Here is a 14,824-nt window from a genome sequence, read left to right as displayed (position 1 = left end):
AGGGGATTTATCCCCGTTGGACTGCGAAGCGGTCCCACAACAGGCAACCGCAATTTGCCAGATAGACCGCATCGGATGGTTTTACGACTGCTTCGCAGCCGAACGGGGATAAATCCCCTCGCCACAAGGTGTCGCCAAAGGTGGGGGCAAAAAAAACTCGCGCTGCAGTATCGGACGGATGATGGGGACCGATACCACAACGCGAGTTTGTAAAAGCGCCTCGGGCTTCCTTGCCCGAGTCGTGTAGCGGGGAATCAGAACTTCGCTTCGGCATCCAGTTGCAGGGTGTTGATGTCGGAGTCTTTCAGGTTGGCGTTAGTGTAGTCAGAGTTAGCCATGAAGTACGTCGCGCCGAGGTTGAAGTTCTTGTCCAACTCGTAACTCACTTTCAACTTGCTGCCACGCGAACCGGTGAAACCGTTGGCGAAGTCGGAGTCGGTGAAGGCGCCGACCACCGCGTTACGCTGTACGTCGCGGTAGTTGTAGTCCACTGCGAAGCCGTAGAACTTGGTCTTTACACCGGCCAACCAGGCAGAGTCCTGATCGTTGCTGGCGTCCTTGTTGTTCACGTACTGACCGTACAGCGAGAGCGGCATAGGCAGGCCACCGATGTCGAGCTGGCCGAAGCCTTCGTACAGTTTGAATTGCTCGTTCGGGCTGTTGCCGTTGATGGCCAGTGCGGCTGGAATGCTGGTGCCGCCTGTGCGGATGTCGTCGTCGTTGTCGTAACCGTAGACGCTGCCACCCAGGGTCAGTTTCAGGTTGTCGGTGATAGCGAAGCGCGCGCCCAACTGGCCGGCGTACAGACGCAAGTCGTGCTTGAACTGCACGCCGTCGCCGTCGACGTTGTCCTTGAGGGTGTAGTGGCCGGCGCTACCGAACAGCTCGGTGCTGGCGCCCAGCGGGTATTTGTAAGCCAGCGACAGACCTTCCGGGCTGATGTCGCTATCCCAGATGATGTCGCCCATGCTCACCCATTGCTGCGGCATCTTGCCGCCAACGATGTGCAGGTTCTTGATGGCGTCCGGGTGGTAGTCGACGTAACCCTGGTCCAGCCAGATCTGCTTCTTGTCGAAGTAATTGTCCAGACTCTGGTTGGTGGAGCGAGCGTCGTCGTTGTTGCCGGTGGCGATACGAATACCGGTGTCGACCTGAGGGTTGATCTCGCTGTAGGCACCCAGGCGGGCACGAATGCGCTGACGATCCTGGTCTTTGCTGTTTGAAACGCCATCGTTGTGGACGTTTTCCTGACGGAAACGCACATCACCCTTGAATTGGGTCTTGGCGGCCCACGCCAGTTTCTCGTCGAAGGTACTCAGTTCATTGGTTTTCTTCGCAGTCGCCGCGATCTGCTCGTTGGTCTCTTGTTGAGCCTGGCGGGCGATTTGCTGGTCTTTCTGATCCCTGGCCAGCTCGGCTTGCAGTTCGGTGTACTGCGCAGGCGAAATCGAGCCGTTTGCCTTGAGCATGTCGAGCAGTTTGGCGTCGACTGCGGCGCTGGCCGGTACACTCATGGCCAGCAGCAACCCGCCACACAAGGCCGCCGCAGTTTTCGTGGAAGCAAGACGCATATCAATCTCCGAAGATGTAATGGGATGACTGAGCCATCCAGGACACAACCGACCGTTGAGGGCGGAAAACAGTGACCAGGTTTAGAACCCGGCGCTCTAAAAACAGGCGCCAGTATCGCGATGGTTTATGACAGGGCAGTGGCAATGTGATGGCGTCTCGATGACGATACAAAGTCATCGAGAACTATTGAGCTAGAGCGCTGTCGTCGAATTGCTCGTGTGGATTTTTTGGCGATGGGCGATACTCGCCGGGCTTTCACGCAAAGAAGTAGGAAAGAACTGATGCCGCTGCAACGTCTGGAAAGTCTGTCCGAAATCGCGTCGCAGACGTGGGATGCCCTGGTGCCCGAGAATCAGCCCTTTCTGCGCCACGCCTTTCTCAGCACGCTGGAAGACAGCGGCAGCATCGGCCCTCATTCCGGCTGGCAACCCGAGCATTTGTTGCACATCGAAGGCGATCGCCTGATTGCCGCGCTACCCAGTTACCGCAAATGGCATTCCTACGGCGAGTACGTGTTCGACCACGCCTGGGCCGATGCCTGTGAGCGTGCCGGGATCGATTACTACCCCAAGCTGCTGACGGCTGTGCCGTTCAGTCCGGTCAGTGGCCCGCGTTTGCTGGCGGCCACGCTTGAGGACGGTTTCGAACTGTTGAAAAGCCTGCCGGGCTACCTTGAAATCGAACAACTCTCCAGTGCCCACATCAACTTCACCGACCCGTTCACTGACGCAGCCTTGGCCGAGCAGCCGGGCTGGTTGCAGCGAATCGGCTGTCAGTACCACTGGCAGAATCGCGGCTATCGGGATTTTCAGGACTTCCTCGACGCTCTCAGTTCGCGCAAGCGCAAGCAGATGCGCAAGGAACGCGAGCAAGTGGCGGGGCAGGGCATTGATTTCGAATGGCTTGAGGGTCGGCAACTCGATCAGGCGCAGTGGGATTTTGTCTATGCCTGCTACGCCAACACCTACGCAGTGCGGCGGCAAGCGCCGTATCTGACGCGGGAGTTTTTCAGTTTGCTGGCCGAGCGCATGCCAGAGTCGATTCGTGTGGTATTGGCCAAGCAAGGCTCACGGCCGGTGGCCATGGCCTTCAGTCTGGTGGGCGGCGACAGTTTTTACGGTCGTTACTGGGGCTGTCTGGCGGAGTTCGACCGTCTGCACTTCGAGACCTGTTTCTACCAGGGCATGGACTACGCAATTGCCAATGGCTTCCAGCGTTTCGATGCCGGTGCCCAGGGTGAGCACAAGTTGATTCGCGGGTTCGAACCCGTGATCACTCATTCATGGCACTACTTGCGTCATCCCGGGCTGAAAGCTGCTGTCAAAGACTTCCTGCAGCAAGAGCGCGCTGGTGTATTGGCGTATGCCGAGGAAGCGAGGACAGCCTTGCCTTACCGGCAAGCCTGAAGGGGGGCAAGATCGTTCCCACGCTCTGCGTGGGAATGCAGCCCGTGACGCTCCGCGTCACTGGACGCGGAGCGTCCCTTGAGGCATTCCCACGCAGACCAGAGCGTGGGAACGATCATCAATCGATGCCGACAAATCCACCTGTCTGGTGCTGCCACAACCGCGCATACAGCCCGCCATGAGCCAGCAGTTCGGCGTGGCTGCCGGTTTCGGCGATCTTGCCTTTTTCCAGCACCACCAGCCGGTCCATGCGGGCGATGGTCGAGAGCCGGTGAGCGATGGCAATTACGGTTTTGCCCTGCATCAGGGTTTCGAGGCTTTCCTGGATCGCTGCTTCGACCTCCGAATCCAGCGCCGAGGTGGCCTCGTCCATGATCAGGATCGGCGCGTCCTTGAGCAGCACGCGAGCAATCGCAATCCGCTGACGCTGACCGCCGGAGAGTTTCACCCCACGCTCACCGACGTGGGCATCAAAACCGGTGCGACCTTCGGAGTCCGACAACAACGGGATGAACTCGTCGGCGCGGGCCTTGTGCACCGCCTCCCAGAGTTCGGCGTCGGTGGCGTTGGGTTTGCCGTACAACAAATTGTCGCGGATCGAACGATGCAGCAGGGACGTGTCCTGGGTGATCATGCCAATGCGCTCGCGCAGGCTTTCCTGGCCGACTTCGGCGATGTTCTGCCCGTCGATGAGAATGCGTCCGCCCTGCACGTCATAGAGGCGCAGCAGCAGGTTGACCAGGGTTGATTTGCCTGCGCCGGATGGACCGATCAGGCCGATTTTCTCACCGGGCTTGATGGTCAGGTTGAGGTCGCCGATGATCCCGCTCTTCTTGCCGTAATGGAAATCCACGTGCTCGAAACGCACCTCGCCACGGGTGACCGCCAGCGGTTTGGCCTGCTCGCGATCGGTGACGCTGACCGGTTGAGAAATGGTCTGCAAACCGTCCTGAACCATGCCGATGTTTTCGAAAATGCCAGTGACCACCCACATGATCCAGCCGGACATGTTGACGATGCGGATCACCAGGCCGGTGGCCAGGGCAATCGCGCCTACGGTGATCAGCGACTGCGTCCACAGCCACAGGGCCAGGCCGGTGGTGCCGACGATCAGCAAGCCGTTCATGCTGGTGATGACCACGTCCATGCTGGTGACCACCCGGCCGGCCAGTTGGGCTTTTTCGGTTTGTTCCTTGATCGCTTCGCGAGCGTATTGCTGCTCGAAGTTGGTGTGGGCGAACAGCTTCAGGGTGGTGATGTTGGTGTAGCCGTCGACGATCCGCCCCATGAGTTTGGAGCGCGCATCGGAGGACACGACCGAACGTTCCTTGACCCGTGGCACGAAGTAGTAAAGGGCACTGATGAAGGCGACGATCCAGGTCAGCAGCGGGATCATCAGGCGCCAGTCGGCTTCGGCGAACAGCACCAGCGAACTGATCGCGTAGATCAGCACGTGCCACAGCGCGTCCACCGCTTGCACGGCTGAATCGCGCAGCGAGTTGCCGGTCTGCATGATGCGTTGGGCGATGCGCCCGGCGAAGTCGTTCTGGAAAAAATTCAGGCTCTGTTTGAGCACATAACTGTGGTTCTGCCAGCGGATCAGGCTGGTCATGCTGGGGCTCAGGGTCTGGTGCACCAGCAGGTCATGCAAGCCGACAAAAATCGGCCGGAACACCAGGGCTACCACCGCCATCCAGGCCAGTTCGATGCCATGTTCCTTGAAGAAATCGACGTTCGGCGTGCCTTGGGTCAGGTCGATGATGCGGCTCAGGTAACTGAACAGCGCCACTTCGATCAGCGCACCGATCAGACCGACGATCAGCAGGACGGCGAAACTCGGCCAGACCTGCTTCAGGTAATAGGTATAAAAAGGCAGAACCCGATCCGGCGGCGCGGCCGTCGGGGCCTCGCGGAAAATGTCGATCAGTTTCTCGAAACGGCGATAAAGCATTGGTTCTCCGCCCGCGCACGGGCTCTCCTTTGAACAGTGTGAGCGGCGCACTCCGGCAGCCGCTCAAGACTTCCTGTGTAGCTTAGTCGATGACTTTGGCCGACTTGATGAACACAGGGTCGGCTGGCACATCTTTCATGCCGCCACGGGTGGTGGTTTGCGAGTTGACGATGACGTCTACCACGTCCATGCCTTTCACGACCTTACCGAAGACCGCATAGCCATCACCGCTGTCGAGGAAGTCATTGTCTTTGACGTTCACGAAGAACTGGCTGGTGGCCGAATCAGGATTGGAGGTGCGGGCCATGGACAGCGTGCCACGGACGTTATGCAGACCGTTTTTGGACTCGTTCTTGATCGGTGCCTTGGTTTCTTTCTGCTGCATTTGTTGAGTGAAACCACCGCCCTGGATCATGAACCCTGGAATCACACGGTGAAAAATCGTGTTGTTGTAGAAGCCGCTGTTGACGTAATCAAGGAAGTTCTTGGTACTGATCGGCGCCTTGACCGGGTCCAGTTCGATTTCGATCTGGCCATTGGTGGTTTCCAGCAGCACGTGCGGCGCCTTGGCGGGCGTTGCGGCCATCAGGTTGGCGGCAAACAGAACGGAGCCAGCGACGAGGGCGATTTTTTTCAGCATGGGTCAGTGATCCTGAGTGAGGTGGTGTCGACTGCGGTGAGAAACTCGAGCAGCGTTTGGTTGAATATTTCGGGTTGATCCAGCGGGGTGGCGTGGCGCGAATCGGCGATCACCACCAGCCGCGCATCGGGCAGCAGTTTTACGTAGGTCTCTTTCAGTGAGACCGGTGTGTAGTCACGGTCGGCGCTGACGATGAGGGTTGGACAGGAGACCCTGGAAAGTCGTTCCTGAACCCCCCAGCCAACGATTGCATCGAAGCTGGCGAGATAAGCATGTTTGTCGTTTTTTGCCCAGCGCTCGGCCATTTTTTGTCGCAGGTCAGCCTGTTCCGGTTTGGGAAACAGCTTGCCGCCCAGAGCCGTGCCGATGGCGCCGAGACTGAGGACACGCATCAGGCTCCAGCGCTTGAACCACTGCCAGTAATCGTCGCGGCTGCGCAGTTTGACCTCGGGCGCGCTGTTGACGATGCACAGGCTTTTGAGCAATTGCGGCTGGTCCACGGCCAGTTGAAAACCGATCATGCCACCCATGGACAGGCCCACGTAATGAACGGGGCCCAGGTTCAGGTGTTCAATGAGGGCGACCAGGTCGGCGCTGAACCCGGCGATGCTGTAGCGCTCGCGGGGTTTGTCGGAGCGGCCGTGGCCGCGTACATCCGGGACGATCACCCGGTAGCGGGCCGACAACGCCGGGATCTGCTTTTCCCAGTCCAGAGTGCTGGAGCCGAGCCCATGAACCAGCAGCAACGGCGTGCCGTGGCCATATTCCTCATAGTGCAGGTTGCAACCTTCGTGTTCGAAATAGGCCATGCATACACTCCTTGTCAGGCTTGTTCAGGGGCGGCGAAAGGTGCATCCAGCGGCGCAGTGTCGAAAGTGCGCAGCAGTTCGATGAGAATCTGCGTGGCCGGACCCAAGGGTTTGTCCTTGTTCGAGTACAGATAGAAGCTCGGGTTGCGGCTGCCACCCTGGTCCAACGGTAGCAGCTTGAGCAGGCCTTCCTTGATTTCCCGTTCAATCATGTGCCGAGGCAACCAGGCGAAACCCAGTCCGCTGCTGACAAACGTTGCCGCGGTGGCCAGGCTGCCGACGGTCCAGCGCTGTTCCGCGCCGAGCCAGCCGACGTCCCGTGGCTGCTGGCGACCGGAGTCGCGGATGACGACTTGCAGCTGGCTTTCCAGGTCCTGGAAATTCAGTTCGCGATTGAGACGGTGCAATGGATGTTCGGGATGGGCAACCGCCACGAACTCGACGTCGCTCAATTCCGCGCCCAGGTAACCGGGAATGCTGAAGCCACTGATGGCCAGATCGGCCACGCCTTCGAGCAAGACTTCTTCCACCCCCGACAATACTTCTTCGCGCAGACGCACCCGGCAGCCACGGCTTTGCGGCATGAACGCGGTCAAGGCGCGAACGAGGCGGGCACTCGGGTAGGCGGCGTCGACCACCAGCCGCACTTCTGCTTCCCAGCCCTGTTCCATGTGATGGGCCAGGTCTTCCAGCTGACTGGCCTGTTTCACCAGTTGCCGCGAACGGCGCAACAGCACGCCGCCGGCTTCGGTCAGCACCGCTTTGCGGCCGTCGATGCGCAACAGCGGTACGCCGAGTTGGTCCTGCATGCGCGCCACGGTGTAGCTCACCGATGATTGCGAGCGGTGCAGCGCTTCGGCGGCCTGGGCGAAACCGCCGTGGTCGACCACGGCCTGTAACGTTCGCCATTGATCAAGGGTCACGCGGGGCGCTTTCATGAATAGCTCCTCTTGTCCTAAGCTGGCAGTCCATATTGGAGACTGCTGAATGAAAAAGCTTTGTGGTGTGGTATCGGGTTGTGTGCTGCTGGCGATGCTGCCGCTGACGGCGTTTGCCTATCCGATCGACGTTGAAAAACAGCTGAACGGCATGAGCATCGACTACAACGCGTATGACACGGATAACGACATCGCCTCCATTCAGGTGAACAACTACGGCACCACCGATGCGGCCTGTAAGGTAGTTTTCAACAATGGCCCGGAAGCGCCACGTACCCGCAATATCGAAGTCGCCGCCGGTAAACACAAAAATGCTACCGCCAAGTTCAACCGAAGCATCATCAAGATGCGTATCAAACTGACCTGCACCCCCAAATGACATTACAACCGTGTGGGAGCGGGCTTGCTCGCGAAGGGGTCGTGTCAGTCGACATCAATGTTGACTGATATACCGCTTTCGCGAGCAAGCCCGCTCCCACAGGGCATGCTCTGCTTATAAACGAATTTATTGATGGTTTATAGCAGTTATTTGCGCTTTTTCATCGATTTAACTCTGTTTAACCTTCACTCCATCGACTTACAACATTCTCAGATGGAGGCTACATCCCATGTCCCGCGTTCTGATCATCGAAAGCAGCGCTCGTCAGCAAGACTCGGTTTCGCGTCAACTGACCCAGACCTTCATCAGCCAGTGGCAAACCGCGCACCCGAACGACCACATCACCGTTCGTGACCTGGCCGCCAACCCGGTGCCGCACCTGGATATCAACCTGTTGGGCGGCTGGATGAAACCTGCCGAGCAGCGCAACGACATCGAACAGGTTTCCCTGGAACGCTCCAACCAGTTGACTGACGAATTGCTGGCTGCCGATGTACTGGTGATGGCCGCGCCGATGTACAACTTCGCCATCCCGAGCACCCTCAAAGCCTGGCTCGACCATGTGCTGCGTGCTGGCGTGACCTTCAAGTACACCGACACTGGCCCGCAAGGCTTGCTCAGCGGCAAACGTGCCTACGTACTGACTGCCCGCGGCGGAATCTACGCCGGCAGCACCGCGGATCACCAGGAACCCTACCTGCGCCAGGTCATGGCGTTCATCGGGATCCACGACGTGACGTTCATTCACGCCGAAGGCATGAACCTGGGCGGTGACTTCCAGGAAAAAGGCCTGAGCCAGGCCAACGCCAAGCTTTCCCTCGTCGCCTGAGGTTTTAATCGCCAGATAATCCCTTGATGTTCAAGTGACCTGGCGCAACCCCTTCATGGCTTTACGCGCATCGAACCTCCCTTTGCACTTGTTGCTCCTGAGTGCTGTAGCCCGATTGAACGCTTAGCGAGATCGGGCTTTTTTTTGCCTGCGATTTGGTAATGAGCACACAACCCCTGTGGGAGCGGGCCTGCTCGCGATAGCGGTGTGTCAGCCAACATCAATGTTGAATGTAACGCCGTCATCGCGAGCAGGCTCACTCCCACAGGGGGTTGTGTTGCCTGACGGGTCGCGATGGCTGGCAAAAAAAGCTATCGTCGCCGCCATTCGAAACGAGGTGAGCATGGGCTATCTACTTTTTGTCACGCTGATTCAGGCGTTTTCCTTCAGTTTGATCGGCGAGTACCTGGCCGGTCATGTCGACAGTTACTTCGCGGTGCTGGTGCGAGTGATGCTGGCGGGGATGGTGTTCATTCCGTTGACCCGCTGGCGTTCGGTTGAACCGGCGTTCATGCGCGGCATGCTGCTGATCGGCGCGTTGCAGTTCGGCGTGACCTACGTCTGCCTGTACCTGAGCTTTCGGGTGCTGACAGTGCCGGAGGTGTTGCTGTTCACCATCCTCACACCGCTGCACGTGACCTTGATCGAAGACGCGCTGAACCGGCGCTTCAATCCGTGGGCATTGGTCGCGGCACTGGTGGCGGTGATGGGTGCGGCAGTGATTCGCTACGACCGGATCAACCCGGATTTCTTCATGGGGTTCCTGCTGCTGCAACTGGCCAACTTCACCTACGCCGCCGGACAGGTGCTTTATAAACATCTGGTGGCGCGCCACCCGAGCGATTTGCCGCATTACCGGCGCTTTGGCTACTTCTACCTGGGGGCATTGGCGGTGGCGCTACCGGCGTTTCTGCTGTTCGGCAAACAGAACTTCCTGCCCGAAGCGCCTCTGCAATGGGGCGTGCTGGTGTTCCTCGGCCTGGTCTCGACTGCGCTCGGGTTGTACTGGTGGAACAAGGGCGCGTGCCTGGTGAATGGCGGGACGCTCGCGGTGATGAACAACCTGCATGTGCCGGTGGGGTTGCTGATCAATCTGCTGATCTGGAATCAGCATGAAGCGCTGGGGCGGTTGTTCCTGGGTGGGTCGGTGATTTTGATGGCGGTGTGGATCAGCCGGTTGGGTGTCAGGCGAGAACCGCAGCCGTTGCGGGAACGGTCATGACAGACCTGATCGCCGCCATCGAGCAGATCTACAAGCCCGCAGGTATGACGTTAACGCATGAAGCTCGGCGCGAGGAGGAGAGTGCCGACTACGGCGCCTGCCGCTTCGGCCTCGATGGCCAGGTGATTGTCTTCCGAGTGGCGAAAACCACGCCGACCAAGATGGGTCAGTTCGTCACGTTGTGGAAGCGGCCAACGCCGACCAGCGAGATTGCACCGCTCGATAGCGGCGATGGCGTCGCTTTTGTGGTGGTGAGCGTTGCTGATGAAACCCATCGCGGGCAGTTTGTGTTTGACCGGGAGATATTGGCGGCCAAAGGGGTCATGTCGATTGATGGTGAAGGCGGCAAGCGAGCGATTCGCGTGTATCCGCCGTGGTCCAGGCCCGTCGCTAAACAGGCAGTCAGGACGCAGCAATGGCAGCTGAAGTATTTCCTCACGCTGGACCAAAGCGGTCATGCCGACCCCGTTCAGGTACGCCGACTCTTCAAAAAATAAACACTAACCCCCTGTGGGAGCGGGCTTGCTCGCGAAGAGGCCGTATCAGTCGACATTAATGTTGAATGACACACCGTATTCGCGAGCAAGCCCGCTCCCACAGGGATTTACGGTGTCACATGATGTGTTTTTCGGGTTCAGGGATATGGCTCGCGCCTAACACCGCCGGTAACAACCCGGCCCGTAAATCCCCGCCACTGGGCTGCTGATACAAGCTCAAGCCAAACTCCGGCAACACCGCCAGCAAGTAATCGAAAATATCCCCCTGAATCCGCTCGTAATCCGCCCACGCGGTGGTGCGAGTGAAGCAGTAGATCTCGAGGGGAATGCCCTGCGCGGTGGTTTGCATCTGGCGGACCATGCAGGTCATGTTCGGCTGAATCTCCGGGTGACTCTTCAAATACGCCAGTGCATACGCGCGGAACGTCCCGATATTGGTCATCCGCCGACGGTTGGCCGACATCGCCGCCACATTACCCTGGGCTTCGTTCCAGGCCTTGAGTTCAGCCTGCTTGCGACTGATGTAGTCGGTCAGCAGATGCACCTGAGCCAGTTTTGCCTCTTCGTCGTCGCGCACAAACCGCACGCCACTGGCGTCGATGAACAGGCTGCGCTTGATCCGTCGTCCACCGGATTGCTGCATGCCGCGCCAGTTTTTGAACGACTCGGACATCAGGCGCCAGGTTGGAATCGAAACGATGGTCTTGTCGAAATTCTGCACCTTGACCGTGTGCAGCGTGATGTCGACCACGTCACCGTCGGCGCCGACTTGCGGCATCTCGATCCAGTCGCCAACCCGCAGCATGTCATTGCTGGTCAACTGCACGCTGGCGACGAACGACAGCAAGGTGTCTTTGTAGACCAACAGAATCACCGCCGACATGGCGCCCAGCCCTGACAGCAGCAAGAGCGGCGAACGGTCGATCAGCGTGGCGACGATGATGATCGCGCCAAACACGTACAAGACCATTTTCGCCAGTTGTATGTAGCCTTTGATCGAGCGGGTACGGGCATGTTCGGTGCGCGCGTAGATGTCGAGCAGTGCGCTGAGCAGGGCACTGACTGCCAACAGCAAAAACAGAATGGTAAATGCCAGCGCGACGTTACCCAGGAAGATCAGACTGGTCTTGCCCAACTCCGGCACCAGGTGCAAGCCGAACTGGATCACCAGCGAGGGGGTGATCTGCGCCAGTCGATGAAAGACCTTGTTATGCCGAAAGTCATTGATCCAGTGCAATGCCGGCTGGCGACCGAGCATTTTGGTCGCATGCAGAATGAGAAAGCGCGCCACTCGTCCGAGGACCAGCGCCACCACCAGCAATACCACCAAAGCCAGGCTGGAATGCAGGAGGGGGTGCTGATCGAGGGCACCCCAAAGGTCTTGGACGTTGAGCCAGAGCTGTTTGATATCCATGGGTAAAAACGGTTCTTCTGTAGGACGCGACGGGGCGATTAGAGCATTTAAGACGCTTTGGATGACGTTTGAGGACAAAAGACGCAACAAAGAAAACACTGTTTAGCGCCGTTTGTATAAAGAAACTCGGCCTGAGCGCTCGAAACCGTTACCCTATGCAGCTGTTTTTTTGTATTTCTTCGAGGTAGCACCCGTGTTTTCCCAATTCGCCCTGCACGAACGCCTGCTCAAAGCCGTGGCCGAGCTTAAATTTGTCGAGCCAACGCCTGTGCAAGCAGCGGCTATTCCGCTGGCGCTCCAAGGGCGTGACCTGCGGGTGACAGCGCAAACCGGCAGCGGCAAAACCGCTGCATTCGTTTTGCCGATCCTCAACCGTCTGATCGGCCCGGCTAAAGTCCGCGTCAGCATCAAGACCCTGATCCTGCTGCCGACCCGCGAGCTGGCCCAGCAGACCATTAAGGAAGTTGAGCGTTTCGCTCAGTTCACCTTCATCAAGTCCGGCCTGATTACCGGCGGTGAAGACTTCAAGGTCCAGGCCGCCATGCTGCGCAAGGTGCCGGACATCCTGATCGGTACGCCGGGCCGGATGATCGAGCAACTGAACGCCGGCAACCTCGACCTCAAGGAAGTCGAAGTACTGGTCCTCGACGAAGCCGACCGCATGCTCGACATGGGCTTTGCCGAAGACGTCCAGCGTCTGGTGGAAGAGTGCACCAACCGCCAGCAGACCATGCTGTTCTCCGCCACCACCGGCGGTTCGGGCCTGCGCGAGATGGTCGCCAAGGTACTGAACAACCCTGAGCACTTGCAGCTCAACAACGTCAGCGATCTGAATGCGACCACTCGCCAACAGATCATCACTGCCGACCACAATCAGCACAAAGAACAGATCGTGAACTGGCTGCTGGCCAACGAGACCTACCAGAAGGCCATCGTGTTCACCAACACCCGGGCCATGGCCGACCGTATCTACGGCCGCCTGGTGGCGCAGGAATACAAAGCGTTTGTCCTGCACGGTGACAAAGACCAGAAAGATCGCAAGCTGGCCATCGACCGCCTGAAGCAGGGCGGCGTGAAAATCCTCGTCGCCACCGACGTCGCCGCTCGCGGCCTCGACGTGGAAGGCCTGGACCTGGTGATCAACTTCGACATGCCGCGCAGCGGCGACGAATACGTTCACCGCATTGGTCGTACCGGTCGCGCCGGCAACGATGGCCTGGCCATCTCGCTGATCTGCCACGGCGACTGGAACCTGATGTCGAGCGTCGAGCGCTACCTCAAGCAGAGCTTCGAGCGCCGCACCATCAAGGAAGTCAAAGGCACCTACGGCGGACCGAAAAAGGTCAAGGCCTCGGGCAAAGCCGTTGGCGTGAAGAAGAAAAAAGTCGACGCCAAAGGCGACAAGAAGAAAACCGGCGCCAAGGCTCCGACCAAACGCAAAATCGCCAACCGTCCGAAGACCGACGCCCTGTCGCTGGTCAGCAAGGACGGCATGGCGCCGCTCAAGCGCCGCAAGCCGGAAGCGCCGGCTGCTGAATAAGCAGTTCTATCGACCCATAATAAAACCGGACTTATGTCCGGTTTTTGTATGCCTGGGATTCCTGAGCCGGATCAACCCTCGGTTTTCTTCTCTGCGGAATCCAGCTCCTTCAATCGCTGATCGATCAACTGGCACTTGTCCGGCAGATCCTTGCTGGCCGTCCCCAGATCCATCTTCTGCAGCTCATCGTTGATCTCCTTGGCCTTGGCTGGGTTCTGCTCGGTGAGCTTGGTCACTTCCTTGGCCAATTGTTCGCGCTTGGCGGTGGCTTCCTCGGGTGTGCAGGCCCAAGCGGGAAGGGCGCAGGCGAGGGTGGCAGCGAGGGTGAGTTTGAGCAGGGTGGTTTTCATGAGCAGGGCCTCATTGATCAATGTCACGGCGTTATTGAGTGGAGGGTTTCTCCACCCAGAAAGTTCAGGCAGTGGACCCAAATCCGCGCGTTAGAGCGTCCGCCAAAAACATCCTGAACGGCTTATTGACGTCAGGATGATGGCAACTTAACATCGCGCCATCACATTGATATCACTTCGCCGTTTCGAGGGACCGAACAGACCATTTGCACGCTGATGCAATGGTCGTTTACGCCACGCTTTGGACCTTCTGACCCAAGCGCGTATTTATCCCCTTATGACGTATTCGCTCTGCAAATGCCCCCAGCGTTTGCCGTGTCGGGAAGGCTGTGTCTGTGAATTGCTCATTCCATTCTTACCGAGTCGAAACGAGACCTTTTGACATGGACGTTCGCCACTACGCCTTCCTCGCTGGCCAGCCTTCTGCGGACCTGAAAACCCGCGATCACTTCTGGGGCATGCCCAAACGCGGGTTGGCGTTCCTGTTGGCCAACGTCATGTTCTGGCAGCCGATGTGGGCGCAGGCTGACGGGATTGTGGTAGCCACGCCGGGCACCAGTCTCGGCCAGGCGGGCAACGGGGTGCCGATCGTCAATATCGCCACGCCGAATGGCACCGGGTTGTCGCATAACCAGTTTCACGATTACAACGTCGGCACCCAGGGTGTGATCCTCAACAACGTCGCCAACCAGACCGGCGCGACGCAGTTGGGCGGGATCATTGTCGGCAACCCCAACCTGACCAACCGGGTTGCCGCGCAAACCATCCTCAACGAAGTGGTCGGCGGCAGTCCGAGCCAGTTGCGCGGTTACACCGAAGTGGCGGGGCAGTCGGCGCGAGTGATCGTCGCCAACCCCTATGGCATCAGCTGCAACGGTTGCGGCTTCATCAACACGCCGCGCGTGACCCTGACCACCGGCAAACCGGTGCTGGACAACGGTCGACTGGATCGTTTTCAGGTGGATCAGGGCAGCGTCTCTATTGACGGTGCCGGGTTGAATGCCAACAACGTCGACAGCTTCGAAATCATCACCCGCAGCGCAAAGATCAACGCTGAGATTCAGGCGAAGAACCTGACGATTGTCGCTGGTCGTAACGACGTCAACGCCGACACCCTCAACGCCACCGCTCGCGCCGATGACGGCAGTGCCAAACCGCAATTGGCCATCGACTCTTCGGCCCTGGGCGGCATGTACGCCGGGGCGATCAAACTGGTGGGCACCGAGGCCGGGGTCGGGGTGAAGCTCGACGGCAACCTGGCGGCTAGTGGTGGAGAT

Annotated in this window: 13 protein-coding genes and 1 pseudogene; 7 read left to right on the top strand and 7 right to left on the bottom strand. The window is 58.8% G+C overall.

Annotated elements, in window-relative coordinates; genetic code table 11:
* Nucleotides 1-254: 254 nt before the first annotated feature.
* A complete protein-coding gene (locus DFS28_RS17410) occupies nt 255-1,571 on the bottom strand; it encodes a putative porin (RefSeq protein WP_111450783.1) in 1,317 nt (438 codons plus the stop codon).
* A 282-nt stretch (nt 1,572-1,853) separates the two neighbouring features.
* On the opposite strand from DFS28_RS17410, the gene DFS28_RS17405 reads away from it, so the two are divergent.
* A complete protein-coding gene (locus tag DFS28_RS17405; RefSeq protein WP_111450782.1) occupies nt 1,854-2,978 on the top strand; it encodes a GNAT family N-acetyltransferase in 1,125 nt (374 codons plus the stop codon).
* 118 nt (nt 2,979-3,096) lie between these two features.
* Here DFS28_RS17405 and DFS28_RS17400 read toward each other — a convergent pair whose 3' ends face one another.
* From DFS28_RS17400 to DFS28_RS17385, 4 genes and pseudogenes are all read right to left on the bottom strand, one after another.
* Nucleotides 3,097-4,929: an ABC transporter ATP-binding protein gene (locus tag DFS28_RS17400; protein ID WP_111450781.1), complete on the bottom strand. Its 1,833-nt coding sequence runs from the start codon at nt 4,927-4,929 to the stop codon at nt 3,097-3,099.
* Between the two features lie 82 nt (nt 4,930-5,011).
* Nucleotides 5,012-5,569 carry a peptidylprolyl isomerase A gene (locus DFS28_RS17395; RefSeq protein ID WP_008153188.1) on the bottom strand — a complete coding sequence of 186 codons (558 nt, stop codon included), beginning with the start codon at nt 5,567-5,569 and terminating at the stop codon, nt 5,012-5,014.
* 3 nt (nt 5,570-5,572) lie between these two features.
* Nucleotides 5,573-6,378, bottom strand: a pseudogene (locus DFS28_RS17390) (alpha/beta fold hydrolase).
* 14 nt (nt 6,379-6,392) lie between these two features.
* A complete protein-coding gene (locus DFS28_RS17385) occupies nt 6,393-7,316 on the bottom strand; it encodes a LysR family transcriptional regulator (RefSeq protein WP_074874335.1) in 924 nt (307 codons plus the stop codon).
* 49 nt (nt 7,317-7,365) lie between these two features.
* Between DFS28_RS17385 and DFS28_RS17380 the strand changes: the two genes are divergently transcribed.
* From DFS28_RS17380 to DFS28_RS17360, 4 genes are all read left to right on the top strand, one after another.
* Nucleotides 7,366-7,695 carry a 3-phosphoglycerate kinase gene (locus DFS28_RS17380; protein ID WP_111450779.1) on the top strand — a complete coding sequence of 110 codons (330 nt, stop codon included), beginning with the start codon at nt 7,366-7,368 and terminating at the stop codon, nt 7,693-7,695.
* A 229-nt stretch (nt 7,696-7,924) separates the two neighbouring features.
* Entirely contained in the window at nt 7,925-8,524 is a 600-nt protein-coding gene (locus tag DFS28_RS17370; RefSeq protein WP_111450778.1) for an FMN-dependent NADH-azoreductase, read from the top strand.
* Nucleotides 8,525-8,867: 343 nt separating this feature from the next.
* On the top strand, nt 8,868-9,746 hold the full coding sequence (locus DFS28_RS17365) for a carboxylate/amino acid/amine transporter (RefSeq protein WP_111450777.1): 879 nt from the start codon (nt 8,868-8,870) through the stop codon (nt 9,744-9,746).
* Nucleotides 9,743-10,243: a MepB family protein gene (locus DFS28_RS17360; protein ID WP_111450776.1), complete on the top strand. Its 501-nt coding sequence runs from the start codon at nt 9,743-9,745 to the stop codon at nt 10,241-10,243. Before DFS28_RS17365 ends, DFS28_RS17360 begins: the two co-directional genes overlap by 4 nt.
* 115 nt (nt 10,244-10,358) lie before the next feature.
* On the opposite strand, the gene DFS28_RS17355 is transcribed toward DFS28_RS17360, so the two are convergent.
* Nucleotides 10,359-11,657 (bottom strand): mechanosensitive ion channel family protein, encoded by a 1,299-nt coding sequence (locus tag DFS28_RS17355; RefSeq protein WP_111450775.1) that lies wholly within the window; start codon nt 11,655-11,657, stop codon nt 10,359-10,361.
* A gap of 193 nt (nt 11,658-11,850) precedes the next feature.
* Between DFS28_RS17355 and DFS28_RS17350 the strand changes: the two genes are divergently transcribed.
* Nucleotides 11,851-13,197: a DEAD/DEAH box helicase gene (locus DFS28_RS17350; protein WP_008153197.1), complete on the top strand. Its 1,347-nt coding sequence runs from the start codon at nt 11,851-11,853 to the stop codon at nt 13,195-13,197.
* Nucleotides 13,198-13,268: 71 nt separating this feature from the next.
* Here the strand turns inward: DFS28_RS17350 and DFS28_RS17345 are convergent, their stop codons facing one another.
* Nucleotides 13,269-13,547 (bottom strand): hypothetical protein, encoded by a 279-nt coding sequence (locus tag DFS28_RS17345; RefSeq protein ID WP_111450774.1) that lies wholly within the window; start codon nt 13,545-13,547, stop codon nt 13,269-13,271.
* 383 nt (nt 13,548-13,930) lie between these two features.
* On the opposite strand from DFS28_RS17345, the gene DFS28_RS17340 reads away from it, so the two are divergent.
* Nucleotides 13,931-14,824, top strand: an 894-nt coding sequence (locus DFS28_RS17340; RefSeq protein WP_132834358.1) for a filamentous hemagglutinin N-terminal domain-containing protein, incomplete at its 3' end; no start/stop codon positions are given.

The sequence above is a fragment of the Pseudomonas sp. 478 genome (assembly GCF_003254125.1).
Lineage (GTDB): Bacteria > Pseudomonadota > Gammaproteobacteria > Pseudomonadales > Pseudomonadaceae > Aquipseudomonas.
This window is presented reverse-complemented; position numbering and strand designations above follow the sequence as displayed.